This is a genomic window from Bacillus sp. LQ01, assembly GCF_057624735.1.
In genome coordinates this window covers 39,034-57,838 of record NZ_JBYEZL010000003.1, presented here as the reverse complement: position 1 = coordinate 57,838, position 18,805 = coordinate 39,034, and the positions used below count along the sequence as shown (strand labels likewise).

Here is an 18,805-nt window from a genome sequence, read left to right as displayed (position 1 = left end):
ATAAGATGAATATCGAATATTGTTAATAGAAATATAATAGGGGGAAAGAGAAAGTGGATATACATAAATTAACAGAGGAAGAAGCAAATGAGATAAATACTTGGACGTACGAGGAACCATATAATTTATATAGTTTTTCAGGCGAGAAAGAAGTAATGGAAGAGCTATTAGATGGAACGTATTATGGCTGTTGTGATGATCAAGGAGACTTCATCGGTTATTTTTGTTTTGGAGCAAATGCACAAGTACCAGGTGGAAGAGATGCTCATTTATATGGTGGAGAAGATGTGATTGATACCGGACTTGGCATGAAGCCGGCGTTAACAGGGAAAGGAATGGGGAAAGAATTCTTCCAAGCTGGAATAGCGTTTGCCACGAAAGAGTTTAATGCAAAAATGTTTCGATTAAGCGTAGCGACATTTAATACAAGAGCGATTACGTTATATAAAAATATCGGATTTAAGCAAGGGCCTATTTTTTTGAGTCGCGGAAGAGAATTTATGCTGATGGAATATGAAAGACCGTCAGCATGAACCTGACGGCCTAGAAAACACTATTATTCTGAGTGCTCAGCTCGGTGCGCTAAACGGCTTGAAGCAGCGGCAGCGATTCCGCCAACGATATCATCAAGGAACGTGTGCACCTTTCCAGTTGATTTATCATTTAAGTATTCTAAAATACCAGGTTTTAATTTATCAATATATCCAAAGTTCGTGAAACCGATAGAGCCGTACACATTCACGATAGAAAGTGCGATAACTTCATCAATTCCGTATAAGCCTTCATCACGTTTTACAATATCTTGTAACGGTTCACTTAGCATTCCCTTTTCAGCAAGGACATCAAGCTCGATACCAGTAATCAGTGCGTTTTGTACTTCACGTTTTGATAGTACACGTTCTACATTGTAACGGCATTCTGACATCTCTAAATTTGGATGATATTTTTTTTGAAGAAAATGAACAAGTTCAGCAATATCGTCAATTGTTACACCGCGTTCTTGTAATAGTTTTAATGCTCTTTCTTGTAGTTGATTTGATTCTTTCATGTTTATCACCTTTTTTTCTTTTTAGTATTTGTATACGTTTCGTTGCTTTATCATGTGCATAGGAATGAAAGGCGAGCACAAGCTCATATATATAAAGAAAAACCATAGGTGGCGACTGCGATGATTCAGCATATTTATGAGCATTATCACATGCATGTTAAAGAATTAATCCCCCTTGGCCCCTATAAAAGCTTTTGGATTCGCAACAAAATTTATGTACTTGTTCCAATTGGAGAAATGGAGGAAGAAGTACTTGTAGAGATGAAAAAGCTCAGTGATTATATGAACCAGCAAGGGGATATAACTGTAGCGACTTTCGTTCCGACTATACACGGCTACTATGTAAGTGAGATAGAAGAACAAAATTATTGCTTATTAAAAGGTATGCGCACGTTAGAACGACATGCTATGTCATTAGGAAGTGAGCTTTCTATATTCCATAAACGAGGTGCATTCTTTCCAGAAGAAATTGAGCAATTAAGCCGAATTGGTGAATGGAAAGCGTTATGGGAAAAAAGGCTCGATCAATTAGAAAAGTTTTGGCAATCACAAGTGATGAACCACCCTTCAGATGTATTCGATCAATTGTTTATTGAATCCTTCCCGTATTACTTAGGAGTTGCAGAAAATGCCATTCAATATGTTGTCGATACAGAAATGGATGATACGCCGCAACTAACGGATGCAGCAACAATTTGCCAAGAACGATTCACACCTTTATTATGGCATCAAACGAAGCGTCTCAAACTTCCTTTTGATTGGGTGTATGATCACCCGAGTCGAGATATTGCAGAATGGATCCGCCATATGACGATAGAAAAAAAGAAAGACTGGGAGCAAACAATCGTTCAATTTGTTACGGATTATGAACGGAATTATTCGCTATCCTCATTTGGCTGGCGCTTATTATTTGCAAGGCTCCTGTTCCCGCTGCACTATTTTGAAACGGTCGAACGATATTACCAAACTGGAAACGAAGAACAAAAAAGCATATATAGAGATCGCTTAGAAGCCATTTTACACGATGTGAACCGCTCAGAGCAATTTATGAAGCATTTTTATGGCTCACTTCGTTTACCAGTAGATAAGCTTGGGATTAGAAAATTAGATTGGTTATCTTAAAAATATAAAAAAGAGACCGAGTGAGGTCTCTTTTTTATATACCACAATTTTATGTAATACATTATGCCCCTACCTGCTGATCTGTACATATATTTAAAACGAATTGATGCCTTTCGAGCTTTTCATTTACTTTACCCAATAATTCTTGCTGGATTTCTTTAAATAAAAATTGATAGCTTGTATTCCATGTTGGTATAGCGGATGAAAGGCCTAATAAATACTCTTTTTTCTTTTCTAGTTCTTGAATTGTTAAAAAAGTGTTCCCCATTTTTGGCATCTGTCGTCCCCCTATGTTTTTTACTTTATATGTGTGAACGATTCACTATATAGTATTAATTATCGCATTTTTTGAGAGGTATTTCCAATTTTGTTTTATGATGTTAACGGATAAATGTGATTTGAATAAAAAAAGGAGACCAAATTTGGTCTCCTTTTAGCAAGTGACTTTGAACGAGCCGCTAGATAATATCCAGCTCCAGCGGCTAAAATGTTCGGTGGCTTCGCTTCTTCCTGTGAGGCAAAAAACGCCTCTATGTCAGAAGCTCCATCCCCCTCACATTTTGAACGAGCCGCTTCCGCTTTTAATTAAAATACTTGTTCTACTTCGATAACGCCTGGTACTTCTTCAAGTAACGCGCGCTCGATACCAGCTTTTAGTGTGATTGTAGAACTTGGGCAGCTTCCGCATGCACCCATAAGGCGTAGTTTTACGATACCTTCTTCAATGTCTACTAATTCAACGTCTCCGCCATCGCGAAGTAAGAATGGACGTAATTTATCTAATACTTCTAATACTTGTTCTTGCATATGTGGGTTTTCCATTTTTATCGACTCCTTTCATCAGTTTTATTATAATCAAGATAGAGGGGAAAATCTATTTTTTCTCTTCTTGTTTTATTGTCGAAATATTGTATCGTGTTTTTTCAGTATAGGGGTATGGAATAAGTTTGTAAAATGATGTGCTTATGTAATAAGACATCTGAATATACTGTTGGGACAAGAAGTGGGGGAGAAGAAATGGTTAATGTTCAAGTGTATGGGACGAAAGTAATTTGTGCGAGCTGTGTTGGAATGCCATCTTCAACAGAAACGTTTGAATGGTTACAAGCGGCAATTGGTCGTAAATATGAAGGACAAGAAAATAAATTTAATTTCGAGTATATTGATTTCCAGGAAGAACAAGAAGATGCGGATAAAAAAGCATTCGCAGAGCGCGTAGTGGAAGAAGATTTATTTTATCCGGTCGTTCTTGTAAATGGAGAAATTGTTGGAGAAGGAAATCCTCGTTTGAAGGATGTTTACGAAGAAATCGAGAAATATTTATAAAACAAGAAGTCTTTGCGAATTTGCAAAGGCTTTTTTTATTGGAGGGATAGATATGAAAAATGGAGTGAAGCATGCGTTACCAACGGAAGTAGAGCAGTTAATGGAGCGGTACACAGTAGAATTAAAAGAAATTTTTTTGGATGAAAAAATAGTCGGGGTATATATTTACGGATCCATCGCACTAGGTGCATTTCATAAGGAAACGAGCGATGTTGATTTTGTTACAGTGATAAAAGATTCCGTGAATGAAGCTGAAAAACAGCAGCTTGTGGAACTACATAAGAAACTTAGTGATAATATGCTAGGTAAAAGAATGGACGGTATGTATATTCCGCTTGCTGACTTAGGGAAATACAATGATGAAATGAACGAGTATGTGTATTGTGCAGATGGTAAAGCTAATGTTGGTCATTGGGACATTAATGCGGTCACATGGTGGACGTTGAAAAATCAAGGCATTACAGTTACCGGAAAAGAAGCAGAAGATCTTCCACTGCAAATACAATGGAATGATGTAGTAAATACGATGAAATATAACGTAGAACAGTACTGGAGTGAAAAGGCGAAGAAGCCATATTTATTTTTTATAGAAGAGTGGGTAGAATCAGCTGTCGTTACGATGGGACGTATTTTATATACACTAGATCATAAAACAATCGTTTCAAAAGATAGAGGCTTGCAATACTTGTCACAACGTTCAGCGGAAGAATGGGAGCTTTTATTAAAAGAAGTAGCTAGAATACGGCAGAACCCAAAAGAAAAGCGAATGATCTCAAGGTGGAGAAGGGCAGATATGACGAAGAGGTACTTACTGCATTTAATTGAGACGTGTAGAGAGAAATGGTAGGGAAGAAAATGGACAATACAGTGGGGTGTATTGTCTTTTTCATTTTGTAGTAGATAGAAAAGTATTTACAAGTATTGTGTAGAGGAAAAATAATAGAAAAAAATATGTGCATGGGGGAAGATGATGAGTAAATATAAATTACATATAGATAGAGAACAATTATGGAAAGGATGCGTTTTAAATTCGATTGCCCATGCAATTAATGTAGCGCATTGTCCAGATTTCTCACATGAAAGTTCATGGGATGGATTTAACTATAGTATGCAAGATAGCCAAGGCGGACAAGGGGCAATTACGTTTCATCCGAATTACACGATTGTATGTCTTCAAGATGTGAATAGTGAGAGAATGGATGAGTGGATTGATGCGAAAAGTTATTTTGAAGGGGCACCTTCGGAAGTAATAGATATTGCGAAAGAAGAAGCACTTCAATACGTATTAGAAGAAGTAGAAGGCGAAACAGTTCCTTTTATTACAACTGCATTTTGGATTGAGGATAGTGGTGCGTATTCAATTGATTCATTTGAAGAGATGGAAGAGCACGGTGGATTCTTATTAGAAATTCCATTACTTGATACAGAATCAGCAATGGAAAGACTGGAAGAAGAGTATGAACTGACAGAGGAACAAATAGAGCTTTTACAACTCGTGTATGAGAAAAAAATCCAAAGGCCAAATGAGGAAATTAAGTTGTCTAAAGAAGAAGTAGCAATGATTGGAACGGAAGATAGCGAAGGATTGGAAGCTAGTAAGGAGTCATTTGCAGAAATGAATATTACTTGGGAGTTGTAGGATAGGATATAAAATTGTGATAAAGGACTATTAGAAAGAACAATGTGAAATTACATTGCACTTTCTAATAGTTTTTTCATATACATATCAACTTCGTGAAAGAATATGGGCTCTTTTTCCTTAGTATTCAGATGCACGGTGCAATGTAAATATTGCTGTAAGTAGCAATTAGCTTGTTCGTACTGTTTTAATTTGTAGAAAGAAAAACAGGTAAGAAGTAGAAACGCTTTTTCTTCTAATATTGGAACGACAGCTAGTACCGGAGTAATGGAATGTATATTTATTTCCACTAAATTTTCATAAGATGTCCACGTTTGAAACCAGTCGAAAATAGTAGAAAGGTAACCCAGAATGTTGATAGTTTCATGTGAAACATTATGCAGAGGAAGTTAATAATGAACTATTCATGAGTTGTGTAAGTGGAAATATGTTTGAAATAGTAGAAGGCTAATTTGTGAGCTCTTTTAAGTCGAGATGTTTGTTTTAAAATAGTAGTATATATTCACTAAAAAAGATGTATAAAAATGATTTTGATGCATCCTTTTTAGTGAATATATAAAATAATTAACTTAGTGTATTAAATATATGATACATGATTATTTTAATATATTTAAAAGTAAAATGAAATAAGAAACGGATAATTGTCGGAATATATTCGATTTCCGTTCATTTTTATGAAATATGTGTACTTTTTGTTAGATTCCTTCATTTTGTGCATATACAATAAATGTATATAGAAATAAGAAAAGGATGATGTACGTGAAGGACACTGTTTTAAAAGAAACGATTTCTCCACAAGAATTACATAAAGTTGTTCAAAAGAATACAGCTTATTATGACTTTAAGTGGGGGAAAGTAGAAAATCCAGCGCAAGGGAATACATGGAATTGGGTAGCCTTTTTCTTCCCAACTTTTTGGTTAGCTTATCGAAAAATGTATAAGTTATTTATTATATTTGCGTTATTGGCTATACCTAGTATATTTATACCCCCTTTTATAGATATTCCAGATGGGATTTATGTAACATTTAGTTTAGCTCTTCAATTAGGAATGATGATATTTACTGGATGGCAAGGAAACCGTTTATATTATAAGCATGCTGTTCGTGTTTTTCGTAAGGGAGAAGATGCGTCTGATCATGAGAAGGCGTATTTCTTACAATCAAAGGGTGGCGTGAGTATTGCTGGTATGATTGGTTTACAGATTATAGTCGGGATTGTGTTTGGGTTAGCTGCGTTCGGGCTGTCCTTTTTACCAACTGAACCGAATATTAAAAACGTTGTTCGTTCAAGTGGTGAAGGGGTTACGTTAGAGATTATGACTGATAATCCAACTTGGAAGTTTGTGAAGAAAGAAAAAGATTATGACGTAGTAGAGTTTACTGGTTATGATTATACAGAGAAGAAAAACGTGAAAATTAAATTTGCTGTTTATTTCGATGAAGATTATTTCGAGTGGCAAGAGGTATATGAAAATAATAAGAAGTTAAGTGAAGAAGAAGTGGAAGAATATCAAATTTACATTGAAGAAAATAATTTGGGTTTCTAGAGAGAACTCGTTCATTTTGAAAAGAAGAATCTTGTGAAGGTTCTTCTTTTGTTTATTAGGGGGAGAGAAATGATTTCAGCATGAATAGAAGCTCTAATAGGATCTATTAGTTTAAGTACGGGTTTACACACGAAAAAGATTGATGTTAACATACGTTACTTGCAGCAGTATGAATGGTTTCGAATGATATATGAAGACGAGAAGTATCGAAAGTTATTTATTACGAACTACAAAGTTCGCTCATATTTACAAAGTAAGCTAAGAGTTCGATTGCTCGTAAAAAATAAAAATGCACAACGAAGATTTTTAAAATTAGTAGAAGAGCAAATAGAAAAACGGCATACAAATTGAAATTTTGTAAAATACAATAAAAAATGAGAATTTGAGGTAGGGTTGTCAATAACGTGAGACTATGGCACTATAAAGAAATGCTATACAAATTTTATTTATCGAGATGTAAACATCAATTTTGATTTTTACGTATAAATAATGAACGGAGGAAATGAATTTATGGCTACTTTACCAAATTGTCCAAAATGTAATTCAGAATATACGTATGAGGATGGCGTTCTTTTCGTATGTCCAGAATGTGCTCATGAGTGGGGCCAAGAAGCAGAAGCTGAAAATAATGATGGTGCAAAAGTTGTAAAAGATGCGAACGGAAACGTTCTTCAAGATGGCGACGCTGTTACTGTTATTAAAGATTTAAAAGTAAAAGGAACTTCTTCAGTTGTGAAGATCGGTACGAAAGTAAAGAGTATCCGTCTAGTTGATGGCGATCACGATATCGATTGCAAAATCGACGGTTTCGGAGCTATGAAGTTAAAATCACAGTTCGTTAAGAAGGCATAAGTAAATAGAAGAGGAGGCGAATAGCCTCCTCTTTTTATTATGTCACTTTTTGTCGGTAAATCGATATTTCGTACAAAATCGTTGATATATTCTGAGTTATGATAGATATATTTGAAAAATCGTTGATATATTGCAAGTTATGATAGATATATTGAAAAAATCGTTAATATAATTTCACTCACCGAGAACGATGCATCATTTACTGAGCGAAAGTTACGATTTACCTCGCATCATAGTCAACCTCTTTCAACTGACATCGCTTATTAAAGAACGTTTTATATCCAAGCTGTAAAAAGATAATGACAGCAAAGGCAGTACTTCCAGAAATACCGAGTATGATGGCGATTTGATATTGAATGGCTGTGAATGGTGATACACCGGATAATATTTGACCAGTCATCATGCCTGGTAAGCTTATAATTCCCATTCCGACCATAGAATTAATTGTTGGTAAAATAGCAGAGTCAAAAGCGTCTCGAATGAGCGGAGCAGCTGCTTCTTTCGGTGTTGCGCCGAGCATAAGTGCACCTTCAATTTGACCTCTTTGCGATTTCATATTGTTTAAGAACGTATTTGCACCAAGAGAAACACCAGTCATGGCATTCCCAACTAACATTCCTGTAATAGGGACGATATATTGCGGAGCATACCAAGGGTCATGACCGATAATAACAAAGATAAATAGTAGAAGTGGTCCAATTGATCCGGCGATCATGGAAAGGGCGGCTACTCGTTTTAATTCTTTAGACATTGGGATGTTAACCCGTTTATAAATATTAAAAATTGCAAAGGTAGTAATAGAAGTGATGAGAGCGATTGTATAAAATGGATTACTGTTTTCAAATACGTATGTAAGGACATATGCAACAAGTACGAGCTGAATCGTCATACGGAATGTTGCGAGCGCGATTTGTTTTTCGCGAGGTATTCCTTTTAATTTTACAAGTCCAATTAAAATAAGAATGAAAATATAGGCAGCTGCAAGTTGCCAAATTTGGAGTTCAATAACGCCCTTCAACTGAGAGCACTTCCTTTCTAGTTGCACCCTTTGTTTTGCTAATTTCAATAATATCGTCTGCAATTTCTTCTGGAAGTTGTTGCGAGTGTGTGATGAAGATAACTGTTTTTTTCTTTTTTCGTGCTAGTTCAGTAAATTGTTTCATAACGCGGCGTTCTGTATCACTGTCTAATGCTGAAGTGGGTTCATCTAATAAATAGACAGGCGGATCCATAAGTACGATACGTGCAAAGGCAAGTCTTTGTTTTTCACCGCCGGATAATGAGGAGGTGCTATCTTCTAATTGCTTGTCTAAGCTAACGGTTTGTAATGCACTCCGCAGGGCATCATCATTTGGAAATGGTTTTTCAGAAAGACGAAGTCCCATTAATAGGTTGTCTTTAACGGTTCCATCAAAAATAGGTGGAGTTTGCCCAAGCATAACTACGTCACGACGTAATTGAATAGGGTAATAATCAGAAATTAACTTTCCGTTATATTCAATTGTACCGGATGTTGGGGATTGTAAATCGTTTAACATGCGAAGTAATGTGCTTTTTCCGCTTCCGCTTTCACCGATAATACAAGTAATCTTTTCTTTTTGAATCTGTAAATAAGGAATGTGTAGTATATCTTTATATATAACGTCTTTTAATATAAACATAAATCGCTCCTTTCTGATTCTAGTTATATCGTATCAAAGAAAGAGGGGAAAATGGTTATAACGAACAACGTTTTTTCTTCGTCTTGAGTTTTATTAATAAGTTAAGTAAACGATCTAATTCTTGGCTGAAAGAAATCACTTTATCATGAGTGAATCCGTATCGTTCAACGAGATAGATCAACTCTTTCTTTTTCGCTTCTATTCGATTGTTTAGTTTCGATAAGTTCATAAGTGGAATGTAATGCCTCCTACAAAAGTATTTATCACATAAAAAATAAGACCGAATGAACTCGGTCTTAAAGGAAGTAATAAAACAACTTACAAATAGCATACAATGTTTATCAATATTTTTTAATATAAAAATGAAAAATAAATCATTATAAATATTGAGAAAGATGTGTCTGATAATTTTTAAAAACTGATGCAAAGAGGCTGCCTACATAGTAGACAGCCTGTAAGGTATTAACCTTTATGATATTTGTACATCCAAAGAAGACCAGATTTTAATAATCTCGGTACACGTCCCATTAATGGTTGGTTTGCTAGTAAACCAAAGCCGTGCTTCTTACCAAGAGATCCTAGAACACCTTTTAATTTAATAACAGGTAGTTCATCCGGGAGTGGTTCATTATTCCAACGTTTTAATAATATTTGGACAATTTGTTCTCCTTGACCTTCAGCCAGTTGGGCAGATGGTGCATGTGGAAGTGCTGCGCAATCTCCTACAACGTAAACATGATCGTTATTTGGAATATTATGATATTTAGTTAAGACAACCCGTCCGCTACCATCTTGTTCAACTGGAAGGTTTCGAACAACTTCATTTGCTTGAATACCAGCTGTCCAGACGATTGCATCACATTCAAGTGGTTCATCGTGGTTGTACACAATATTTGGTTCTACTTTTGTAATGTTAGAGTTTCGTATAATGTTAACTTTATGCTTTACAAACCATTCTTCTACGTATCTACTTAATTTCTCTGGATATGGGAATAAAATTCTATCTTTTCGATCAAATAAATAGATTTTTAAATCAGAACGGCTTTCACGAAGTTCACTTGCTACTTCAACGCCACTTAAGCCAGCACCAACGACAGCTACTGTTGCATTTGGTTCTAGACTATTTAATTGTTCATATGTCTTACGTGTTTGTTCAATTGATTGTAGACTATGTGTATATTCTCTAGCTCCAGGAACGTTATGATATTTATCTTCACAGCCAAGTCCGATAATTAAATCATCATATTGGATCGCTTCGCCGCCATCAAGATGAACAGCTTTTTCTTCGAGGTCAATATTTGTTACTGTGCCGTATTGAATATTGAGGCGTGGGTGTTCAGGAAACGGTATACGAATATGCGTTTCTGAAATAGTACCCGCAACTAATGCATAATATTCAGTTTTGAAGCAATGATATGGTACTTTGTCGATTAATGTCACTTGTACATCATCTGGAAGTTGGTTGCTTGGAAGTAGCCTTTGCAGAATTCTCATTCCACCGTAGCCCCCACCTAGTATTACGAGGTGTTTCATGATGGATTACCCCTTTTCTGTTGAAATATCCCCTAATCATAAAATTTTATATTAATAAAATATTTTGACTTTACTCAATCAAATTATATCGAATTTGTGAACAAATAACAATGCATGAATGAATACTCTGTTGTACAATAAGAAGAAAAGTAAACTGTTTTTCTTTTTAAGTTACTCTTTCATTGTAAGTAGCATGTTATATAGAAGAAATCATCTACTTTGAAGTGAAGTAATGAAGTAACTAAATAGTTTAGACTGTGTAACGAAAACAACAAGAAACAGCTTAGTTTTCTTCTTATAGATAAAGTGAAAAGGTAATTTGTTTTGTAGTACAGGGGGGAGAATTTTGATTAAACCATTAATTGAATTTTGTGTAGGTAACCTTGCAAGTGGTTCACAAGCAGCTCTAGAAAAATTAGAAAAAGATCCGAATTTAGATGTAATGGAGTATGGTTGTTTAGGATATTGTGGCATTTGTTTTGAAGGACCATTTGCACTTGTAAATGGTGAAGTTGTACAAGGTGCAACAGTAGAAGAGCTTGTTAATAATGTATATGAGTATTTGGATGAAAATCCAATGTTTTAAGGTGTTGCGAATTAGTAGCACCTTTTTCATTAGATAAAACTTTATTTCGTGGGGAAGACTAATACTGAGTATTAGTCTTCCCCAATCGAAAATAGTAGGATAAATAAAAAAAGGCCCTTTTTAGAAGGGCTTTTTTCTTACACAAATTGTGTAAGAGTGGCTCATCGCCAAACGTTGTCAAATATGAGAAACGGGGGACATTCATATTGTGTTCTAAAAGCATGCATTTTATACTTAACATAACAAATTATTTTTGGAGTGAATATAAATGAGCCAATTTTCTTTTACAAAAATGCATGGTCTTGGCAATAGTTATATATATGTAAATATGTTTGAAGAGCAAATTCCTGAAGAAGATTTAGCCCTTGTGGCCGAAAAGGTTTCAAATATTAATACTGGTATTGGAGCAGACGGGATGATTTTAATTTGCCCTTCAGACGTAGCTCCGGTGAAGATGCGTATGTTTAATAATGATGGTTCTGAAGGAAAGAGCTGTGGTAACGGTTTACGCTGCGTAGCGAAATATGCGTATGAGCATAAACTAGTAGAAGAAACAGTTTTCACAATTGAAACGTTAGCTGGTATTGTAACGGCTGAAGTAACAGTAGAAGATGGTGTCGTGACATTAGCAAAAATCGATATGGGAGCACCTCGTCTAACACGTGCAGAAATACCGATGCTTGGTGAAGGTGAAACACCATTTATTCGTGAAAACTTCTTATACAATAATCATCGTTATGCATTTACAGCTGTTTCAATGGGAAATCCGCATGCGGTTATTTTTGTTGATGATGTAGAAAAAGCACCTCTTACAACACTTGGACCAGTTCTCGAGACACATGAAATGTTCCCAGAGCGAGTAAATGTTGAGTTTATCGAAATTTTGAATAATGACGAGATGAACTTCCGCGTTTGGGAACGTGGATCTGGTGTAACGCAAGCTTGCGGAACAGGAGCGTGCGCTGCAGTTGTAGCTGCTATTTTAAATGGAAAGATGGAACGTGGTAAGGAAATTACAGTCCATTTAGCTGGCGGCGATTTAATGATTGCGTGGACTGAAGAAGGAAACGTGTTGATGAAAGGACCTGCGGAAGTAATTTGCCGCGGAGTGTATGAGTACAAGATAGAAGCGTAAAGATGTATAATGGACTAAGAACAGAAAGGAAGGTGTATTTCATGATTGAAGTAACAGAACAAGCAGCTTTTCAAATTAAAGATATGTTAAAAGATGCTGAAGATGGAGAGAAGTATGTGCGCCTTGCTGTACACGGCGGCGGATGTAGCGGTCTTTCTTACGGCTTAGGATTTGAAGTAGAACCAAAAGAAGACGACACAGTGCTTGAGTTTTTCGGTGTTGAATTTGTTATCGATACAGAAAGTGCTCCAATTGTTAAAGGAGTAAAAATTGACTATAAACAATCTATGCTTGGCGGCGGATTCACAATCGACAATCCAAACGCAATCGCATCATGCGGATGTGGATCATCTTTCCGTACAGCATCGAATGCTGGTAAGCCAGAAGAGTGCTAAGTTTTTAGCAGAAATAGAGAAAGACCTTTTTAGCGATAGAATAAAATCGTTAGAAAGGTCTTTTCTTTTTGCGTTAAAACAGGAAATGTATGTAAAGTTAATTTAGATATTAATTTAAATGTTATTATATATGGTATATATGATTAATGCTGTGAATTCGAGATTCATATTGTTCATTTTAAGATAAGATTATGTAGAAAAAATGTAAATGATTAGCAAAAATATACTATTTATTAGTTATATTTAATGTTAATATTTGTAACGAAGATGATTGGCGAGGGCTGATTAAAGTTTCACTTTATACAAAAAAGGTGCATGAGCGAGAAGGCTATAGCAAATTGTATAGAACTGAATAGTTCCGTATTAATTAAAATACGTTGATTATTAGATATAAAAAACACCGGGGGGATTAGAGTGAAGTCATTTAAGAGAGTACTTATAGTAGGGATGGCGTTGACTACAGTATCGATTTTGGGAGCTTGTTCTAGCGATACAGACGTATTAACAAAAGCAGGAGCAAAGCAACCAGCGAAGGCGGAAGGTGAAGTACTAAAAGATCAGAAGAAAACACCTATGACTACGAGCAAACGTGAAAGTATTAAAAATGAGGATGCACCATCATCACAAAAGCGTTATATTTCTCATGATGAATCTCAAAAGATTGAGGAAGGGATGACGTATACGGATATTCTTAATACGATTGACTATGGTGGTGAGAACATAAAACATTATAATAACCATGAAAAACGCGTATTTTATACTGAAAAAGATACGGATGGTACATATGAAATTATGGTTGAATTAAATACATATGGTTATGTTGTAAACATTGAACGTACTGCTATAAAGGATGAAGATAAAGATACAGATAAAGAGAATCAGGTATTTACGAAACGTAGTGAAGGGCCTGTAAAGGAATATGAAGAAAAAAACGATCGTGTACCGTGGTATAAAGATGTAAATAACAATTCGGCAGCAGTAAGTTACAATCATTATTTGAAAATCAAAAAAGGTATGCCCGCGAATCAGGTAAAAGCTGCAATTGGACAGCCACATGTGATTGAGAAATATAAATCTTATTCAGTATATGACTATACTGGTTATGGTGGAGAAGGATCATTACGTGTAATCTTTGAACCGAATGGAACTGTTACGGATGTAGTGGAAGACGGTTTACCACGATAATAAATTAGTTACGGGAAGAATTGTAGTAAAGTTGTCTTTGATTTTATAAAGTTTTTGGGAGCATCTCCGAATATAGGTGAAAAAATAATTCTCTTAGCCATGTTAACTACAGTATTAGTATTTACCGAAGTTTCTTCCAAATTCAATAGCGTTATCGTGGATGTTGTTGTCGTATTATCTTTGTTGATATATACCGCAGTAGGGCAGAAATTGTAACTGGACGCGGAGGAGTAGCAGCTTCCTTTTAAAAGAAGGAGGAAAATATGATGGAGGATATTCTTGAATTTATAGGGAGATACGTAATTAAACCTATTATTAGTTTAGTGAGATATCTTGTAATAGAGATTATAATTGAGGGCATAATAGAAGGCGTAATAAACGGTATAAGGAAATTACGTGATAAGTGGCGAAATTGGCGTGAAAGACGTTATTGGCGGTAGTGTAGCTGATGAGCGTGAGAAACAAAAACGTTATACAGAAGCTTAATGGAATGACAATTTCTAAAGTGAAGAAATAATTATTATCTTACAAAAGTGTAATGTTCATGTCATGTTTTTGAATTTCTTCTTTAAGCTCCGGGCTTTAAGATAAGAATATAAGAAAAAACATATGAGGTGAAGGAAATGAAAAGATACATTGCACTATTTAGTATTTTAGTTGTATTTGCAAGTTTGTTAGTTGGTTGTGATTTAAACCGTATGGGTAAAGATGAGTATTATGTTCAAATTACAGTAGATGGAAAAGAATTTGATAGTAAAGCTAGTAATGGGCAGAAATTTAAAGATTATGAATATAAGCTGACTGGCTTTGATAAAGACGGTAAAGAGAAAGAATTAGAATTCATAGCTCAAAAAAATCTTCGTAAAGAAGCATTCCTACGCGTATACCACTCAGATAAAAAAGGTGTAACAGCTTGGGAAGAAGTGAAAAAAGACGAGCTTCCAGCGAAAGTGAAAGAAAAACTAAGTGTGAAATAAGACAGATAAAAAGGAATTGACGAACAGGGTCAATTCCTTTTTTTGTTTTCAAATTCTTCTTCTGAAATGACTTTAAATCCGTGTCTTTTAAATAAAGCAGTTGTCACTCCGAAACCAGTTTGCTTATTACCGTTAAATTCTCCAGTGTAAATCGTAGAACTACCACAAGATGGGCTGCGTTCTTTTAAAATAATATATTCTGGGTGTAAATCTTTAATTTGTTCTAATGCTTTATAAGCACCATTTACGAAAGCTGCTGTGACATCTTCACCATTTTTTGTTATCACTTTCGCTTTTCCGTCTAAAACGTCATCGCCATTCCCGCCAATAATTTCAGCGGAAGGACGAGGTGTTGGTAGTCCTCCTAATACTTCAGGGCAAATGAGGACTGTATCTTCTTTTTGCAGAAGCTCCTCTATTTTTGAAACGAGATTGTCATTCCCGTCATAACGGCAAGCAATCCCACCTAAACAAGCGCTAATTACGATCATATTTTCATCTCCATTAAAAAATATTAACTATCACGCCAATTTCGCTTCCTGCCTCTTACTTATAAATGAGGTGATATAAATGGGAAGCTTATATAATTTAATGAAACCATATAGTGAATTTCGAAGTAAAGAAGAGTTTAATACATATCAAAAACAAGTTTTGAAGTGCTACCGATTTCAATTGAATAAAACTGATTCTATCATTATTCATTTTTTAGGAAAATATGCGGTGAATGAGAAACAAAAAACAGTAGGAGTCGCTTGTCCATTAATGGGGACGATTGCGACGAATGTTGGAAAGAGTATTCGTACAGTACGCCGTTCAATTGCAAAGTTAGAGGAACTAGGAATTATAAAGCGTGTTGCAACAAAAGAAAGGCATAAACGCGGCGGGTATAGTGCGAACTTATATGTATTTCTTACATCTGCGATTGACCGCATGGATGACCGTATGAAAATGTCCGCTTGTAAAACTGAGGATAATGCAACTGGCTGTAGTAAAAATGAGCAAAAAATTGCTGGGGAAACAATTCTTTCTAAAAACATTTCACAAATAAAAGAGAAAAGAAAAGGAACGTATGAGCTTGATGAGACGTATTGCCGTCATGATATACCGAAGCCTTTTATATACGCACTGGTGCCGATGACGAGTAATCCGAAGAAAATTAATATATTTTGGAGTAAGGTCGAGCTTGCGTATAAAAAGAGTGGGTTACTAGAACAAGGTGTTTTACTAGAGCAAATATTAGCTGACGAAGAAGTGTATGGAAATTTAATTTGGCGCGTGAAAAGTGTTGTAAGAGCATATAAATATGGGGAAATTCGTAAAGACATTGGGGCACTTTTATACAGTACAGTGCGAGATTTATTTTTAGAGGTTGGATTAGAATGGGGAGCAGCATTAAGGAGAAGTAAGGGAATATCACTATTTGATCCATTCAAAAAAGAGCCATGCGTATAATACATGACTCTAAGTGGCTAATCGAACTTCCTTACAACTGGAACACGAATCGCTACAAATAGTACGAAGACGATAACAGCTATTGCACCACTTTTCATAACGGTTACGATTGGAATTCCCATTGCAAGTGCAAGTGATGTGAATGCATAAGAGAGCGGGATAAAGCCCATTGATGATAGCATAAGTAAACTCATTACGCGTCCCATCATTTCTTCTTTTACTGTCGATTGAATCATTGCCATAAGCGGTACAATCGCCATTGCGATTGTAATACCATAAAACATGCCGGCTAATAGTGCTTGCCAAAGTACGGTGCTAAAGTTGATGGCTAAGAAGAATACACCAGACAATAGCATCATGATAATACAAAATAGACCGCGTCTACGATTAATATTTTTTAAACCTACAATGATAGCACCGATTGCCATTCCGCCGCCTACAGATGCTTCTAAGTAACTAAACTGGAGCGAATCACCATGCAGAACGTTTTTAACAAAAAGAGGGAAACCAACTTGCATCGGGCCGATTAAAAATAAGTTTAAAAAAGCGCTACAAATAAGGAAAGTTGAAAGGAATGGCGATTCCTTTACATATAAGATTCCTTCTTTAATGGAAGTGAACATACCTTTATCTGTATCTTTTTGTTCTGGCATCGTAAATTGTATTTTTTGAACGAGTATGGCAGCGACAATCAGTAATAAAATCGTAATGGAAAAGATTGTCTCATAGTTCGTAAATTTAATGAGAATACCACCAAGTACAGGGCCTAAGATGACCGATGCTTGGTTCGTCATTTGTGTAAGTGAATTTGCTTGTGTTAACCGGCTTTTTTCTACCAATTCCGGTAAGATAGATCCATCCGCTGACCAGAAGAAAGCATCAGCAAGTCCAAAGAATAAAGCGAATAAAGCAAATGTATATAGTGTTACATCACCGACAATGAACCATGTGAGAATGGTTGCGACAAGAATCGCTCGAATGATATTGGAGTAAAACATAATGTTTTTTTTCGGGAATTTATCAGCTACAGCGCCGCCGACAATCATAAAAATAAGCCTTGGAACACTAAGGGCTACGAAAACAACACCGAGTGAAGCTTCAAGGTTTAATGTTTTTGCTATGTACCACGTTTGTGAAAAAGTAAAAAAGGCTAAAGCAAAGCTTGAAAAAAGAGTAGCTGCCCAAAGAAAAAGGAAATTCGTATTTTTTAATAACGGTTTTCCGCTTCCTTCTAAAGCAGTTTTATTTTGTTGTAGTTCCTCCATATTGCTTCCTTTCTATGTGACGAATTTAAACTAAAAAACTTATTAACAATCGTTTTATACAGTTTCTAATATTTCTATACTGCACTTTCTCATTGTAGACAATAATAATGAATTTGCCCAGTAGCTATTTAACGACAAAAAAAGATGCCGAATGGGCATCTTTTTTTAGGCTAACGCAATATAAATATCCAATTGAACGTTGTTTGGATCTAACGCTCTTTCATCGTAAAGCTCAAAGTCTGTTGTGAAGGCACGTTTATTTTCTTTCGACCATTTCCAAATATATTCCCAAGCTTCACAAACGACTTCAGCAACTGGTCCTTTTCTTGTTGTAAATACCGCATATGTAGCGGCAGGTATTGTTAAAGTTGTCATATTTTCAGGAACGTCTTCTAATGAAGAAACAGGCATACCGATTGTAAATTGATATGTACCGGTTTCATCTGATTCGTAGTTTGAGTAGAAAGCGAATGTTTCTTTCGTTTGTTGATTTGGGATGTGATGCATCATTTGTTCTTGAAAGTATCGGTTCCAAAGTTGTGGAATGTTTCCTTCAGTAGATGCCTCTTTTTCATTAGTCGTCGTAACCGAAACGCCGATTGCGTGGAAAGCTTCTTTTTTTACGATAATAGGTTCGTGTAGCATAAAAAATTCCTCCTTTTTTAAAAAAAAGAACATTTGTTCTTGTTTTAATATAACATATTTTTACATGTAACGGTTGTTATTTTTAGAAAATTTTAATCATAAAAAACAAACTGAAAATAACTAAAAAATGGTAAATTTTCTATTGTATGTATAAATAGGATGAGGAGTATGTTAAAATTTTTAAGTATCCTTTAACTGTTATATAAACCTATACAGCACGGTGTTTTTACTAGATTAAAAGTATGGTAAAGGTTTGTATAAGTGTCCAGTATATATGTTATTTTTGATAAATTAAAATAGTAATATTCTATGAGATTTATATTGTTGACATTGGGATTTCAACGATACATTTTCGTAGGTCGGATTGTTGCGAGTGGATATATATTGCTATGTATTCGGCTACTAAATGAAAGGGTTACTGAAATGAAGTAGGCGG

The 18,805-nt window shown here is 35.4% G+C and carries 24 protein-coding genes and 2 pseudogenes; 15 read left to right on the top strand and 11 right to left on the bottom strand.

Going from position 1 to position 18,805, the window contains the following annotated elements:
* Positions 1-53 precede the first annotated feature (53 nt).
* On the top strand, positions 54-533 hold the full coding sequence (locus AC22L0_RS20955) for a GNAT family N-acetyltransferase (RefSeq protein WP_016110886.1): 480 nt from the start codon (positions 54-56) through the stop codon (positions 531-533).
* A gap of 23 nt (positions 534-556) precedes the next feature.
* Here the strand turns inward: AC22L0_RS20955 and AC22L0_RS20950 are convergent, their stop codons facing one another.
* Positions 557-1,048, bottom strand: coding sequence for a phosphatidylglycerophosphatase A family protein (locus tag AC22L0_RS20950; RefSeq protein ID WP_000665094.1), 492 nt, complete (start codon positions 1,046-1,048; stop codon positions 557-559).
* A 120-nt stretch (positions 1,049-1,168) separates the two neighbouring features.
* Between AC22L0_RS20950 and yutH the strand changes: the two genes are divergently transcribed.
* Positions 1,169-2,170: a spore coat putative kinase YutH gene (yutH, locus tag AC22L0_RS20945; RefSeq protein ID WP_000614218.1), complete on the top strand. Its 1,002-nt coding sequence runs from the start codon at positions 1,169-1,171 to the stop codon at positions 2,168-2,170.
* Between the two features lie 61 nt (positions 2,171-2,231).
* Here yutH and AC22L0_RS20940 read toward each other — a convergent pair whose 3' ends face one another.
* Both AC22L0_RS20940 and AC22L0_RS20935 read right to left on the bottom strand, forming a co-directional pair.
* On the bottom strand, positions 2,232-2,447 hold the full coding sequence (locus tag AC22L0_RS20940; protein ID WP_001125495.1) for a hypothetical protein: 216 nt from the start codon (positions 2,445-2,447) through the stop codon (positions 2,232-2,234).
* A 308-nt stretch (positions 2,448-2,755) separates the two neighbouring features.
* Positions 2,756-2,992, bottom strand: a complete 237-nt coding sequence (locus AC22L0_RS20935; protein WP_000431159.1) for a NifU family protein — start codon at positions 2,990-2,992, stop codon at positions 2,756-2,758.
* A 195-nt stretch (positions 2,993-3,187) separates the two neighbouring features.
* On the opposite strand from AC22L0_RS20935, the gene AC22L0_RS20930 reads away from it, so the two are divergent.
* From AC22L0_RS20930 to AC22L0_RS20920, 3 genes are all read left to right on the top strand, one after another.
* Positions 3,188-3,496: a YuzD family protein gene (locus AC22L0_RS20930; protein WP_000248588.1), complete on the top strand. Its 309-nt coding sequence runs from the start codon at positions 3,188-3,190 to the stop codon at positions 3,494-3,496.
* 52 nt (positions 3,497-3,548) lie between these two features.
* Positions 3,549-4,343, top strand: a complete 795-nt coding sequence (locus tag AC22L0_RS20925) for a nucleotidyltransferase domain-containing protein (protein WP_139894700.1) — start codon at positions 3,549-3,551, stop codon at positions 4,341-4,343.
* Between the two features lie 123 nt (positions 4,344-4,466).
* Positions 4,467-5,135, top strand: coding sequence for a hypothetical protein (locus AC22L0_RS20920; RefSeq protein ID WP_000049704.1), 669 nt, complete (start codon positions 4,467-4,469; stop codon positions 5,133-5,135).
* A 50-nt stretch (positions 5,136-5,185) separates the two neighbouring features.
* Here AC22L0_RS20920 and AC22L0_RS20915 read toward each other — a convergent pair.
* A pseudogene (locus AC22L0_RS20915) lies at positions 5,186-5,518 on the bottom strand (DUF4304 domain-containing protein); the annotation flags it as partial.
* A gap of 367 nt (positions 5,519-5,885) precedes the next feature.
* On the opposite strand from AC22L0_RS20915, the gene AC22L0_RS20910 reads away from it, so the two are divergent.
* From AC22L0_RS20910 to phnA, 3 genes are all read left to right on the top strand, one after another.
* Complete coding sequence (locus tag AC22L0_RS20910; protein WP_114159709.1) at positions 5,886-6,683, top strand: DUF2628 domain-containing protein; 798 nt, start codon at positions 5,886-5,888, stop codon at positions 6,681-6,683.
* A gap of 84 nt (positions 6,684-6,767) precedes the next feature.
* Positions 6,768-7,034, top strand: coding sequence for a hypothetical protein (locus AC22L0_RS20905; protein ID WP_224765022.1), 267 nt, complete (start codon positions 6,768-6,770; stop codon positions 7,032-7,034).
* Between the two features lie 159 nt (positions 7,035-7,193).
* Positions 7,194-7,535: an alkylphosphonate utilization operon protein PhnA gene (gene phnA, locus AC22L0_RS20900; RefSeq protein ID WP_000212737.1), complete on the top strand. Its 342-nt coding sequence runs from the start codon at positions 7,194-7,196 to the stop codon at positions 7,533-7,535.
* A 220-nt stretch (positions 7,536-7,755) separates the two neighbouring features.
* Here the strand turns inward: phnA and AC22L0_RS20895 are convergent, their stop codons facing one another.
* From AC22L0_RS20895 to AC22L0_RS20880, 4 genes are all read right to left on the bottom strand, one after another.
* Positions 7,756-8,553, bottom strand: a complete 798-nt coding sequence (locus AC22L0_RS20895) for an ABC transporter permease (RefSeq protein WP_000679246.1) — start codon at positions 8,551-8,553, stop codon at positions 7,756-7,758.
* A complete protein-coding gene (locus AC22L0_RS20890; RefSeq protein WP_000470265.1) occupies positions 8,537-9,196 on the bottom strand; it encodes an ABC transporter ATP-binding protein in 660 nt (219 codons plus the stop codon). Before AC22L0_RS20890 ends, AC22L0_RS20895 begins: the two co-directional genes overlap by 17 nt.
* A gap of 55 nt (positions 9,197-9,251) precedes the next feature.
* Positions 9,252-9,425 (bottom strand): aspartyl-phosphate phosphatase Spo0E family protein, encoded by a 174-nt coding sequence (locus AC22L0_RS20885; RefSeq protein ID WP_001054089.1) that lies wholly within the window; start codon positions 9,423-9,425, stop codon positions 9,252-9,254.
* 233 nt (positions 9,426-9,658) lie between these two features.
* Entirely contained in the window at positions 9,659-10,729 is a 1,071-nt protein-coding gene (locus AC22L0_RS20880; protein WP_000682077.1) for an NAD(P)/FAD-dependent oxidoreductase, read from the bottom strand.
* A 346-nt stretch (positions 10,730-11,075) separates the two neighbouring features.
* On the opposite strand from AC22L0_RS20880, the gene AC22L0_RS20875 reads away from it, so the two are divergent.
* From AC22L0_RS20875 to AC22L0_RS20850, 6 genes and pseudogenes are all read left to right on the top strand, one after another.
* Positions 11,076-11,315: a YuzB family protein gene (locus AC22L0_RS20875; RefSeq protein ID WP_000595026.1), complete on the top strand. Its 240-nt coding sequence runs from the start codon at positions 11,076-11,078 to the stop codon at positions 11,313-11,315.
* A 268-nt stretch (positions 11,316-11,583) separates the two neighbouring features.
* Positions 11,584-12,450, top strand: a complete 867-nt coding sequence (gene dapF, locus AC22L0_RS20870; protein WP_000077397.1) for a diaminopimelate epimerase — start codon at positions 11,584-11,586, stop codon at positions 12,448-12,450.
* 41 nt (positions 12,451-12,491) lie between these two features.
* On the top strand, positions 12,492-12,845 hold the full coding sequence (locus tag AC22L0_RS20865) for a HesB/IscA family protein (protein ID WP_000573825.1): 354 nt from the start codon (positions 12,492-12,494) through the stop codon (positions 12,843-12,845).
* A 414-nt stretch (positions 12,846-13,259) separates the two neighbouring features.
* Complete coding sequence (locus tag AC22L0_RS20860; protein ID WP_000834604.1) at positions 13,260-14,030, top strand: hypothetical protein; 771 nt, start codon at positions 13,260-13,262, stop codon at positions 14,028-14,030.
* Between the two features lie 411 nt (positions 14,031-14,441).
* A pseudogene (locus AC22L0_RS20855) lies at positions 14,442-14,510 on the top strand (methyltransferase); the annotation flags it as partial.
* Between the two features lie 143 nt (positions 14,511-14,653).
* A complete protein-coding gene (locus AC22L0_RS20850; protein WP_000833145.1) occupies positions 14,654-15,007 on the top strand; it encodes a YxeA family protein in 354 nt (117 codons plus the stop codon).
* Between the two features lie 29 nt (positions 15,008-15,036).
* Here AC22L0_RS20850 and AC22L0_RS20845 read toward each other — a convergent pair whose 3' ends face one another.
* Entirely contained in the window at positions 15,037-15,498 is a 462-nt protein-coding gene (locus tag AC22L0_RS20845) for a 2-thiouracil desulfurase family protein (protein WP_000635484.1), read from the bottom strand.
* Positions 15,499-15,577: 79 nt separating this feature from the next.
* Here AC22L0_RS20845 and AC22L0_RS20840 point away from each other — a divergent pair, with 79 nt between their 5' ends.
* Entirely contained in the window at positions 15,578-16,459 is an 882-nt protein-coding gene (locus AC22L0_RS20840; protein ID WP_000535260.1) for a helix-turn-helix domain-containing protein, read from the top strand.
* Positions 16,460-16,476: 17 nt separating this feature from the next.
* Here the strand turns inward: AC22L0_RS20840 and AC22L0_RS20835 are convergent, their stop codons facing one another.
* Together AC22L0_RS20835 and AC22L0_RS20830 are read right to left on the bottom strand one after the other, a co-directional pair.
* On the bottom strand, positions 16,477-17,724 hold the full coding sequence (locus AC22L0_RS20835) for an MFS transporter (RefSeq protein WP_000391942.1): 1,248 nt from the start codon (positions 17,722-17,724) through the stop codon (positions 16,477-16,479).
* 165 nt (positions 17,725-17,889) lie between these two features.
* The gene (locus AC22L0_RS20830; RefSeq protein ID WP_000902159.1) at positions 17,890-18,369 is read right to left on the bottom strand and encodes a GyrI-like domain-containing protein; all 480 of its coding nucleotides are present in this window, start codon (positions 18,367-18,369) and stop codon (positions 17,890-17,892) included.
* Positions 18,370-18,805: the final 436 nt, after the last annotated feature.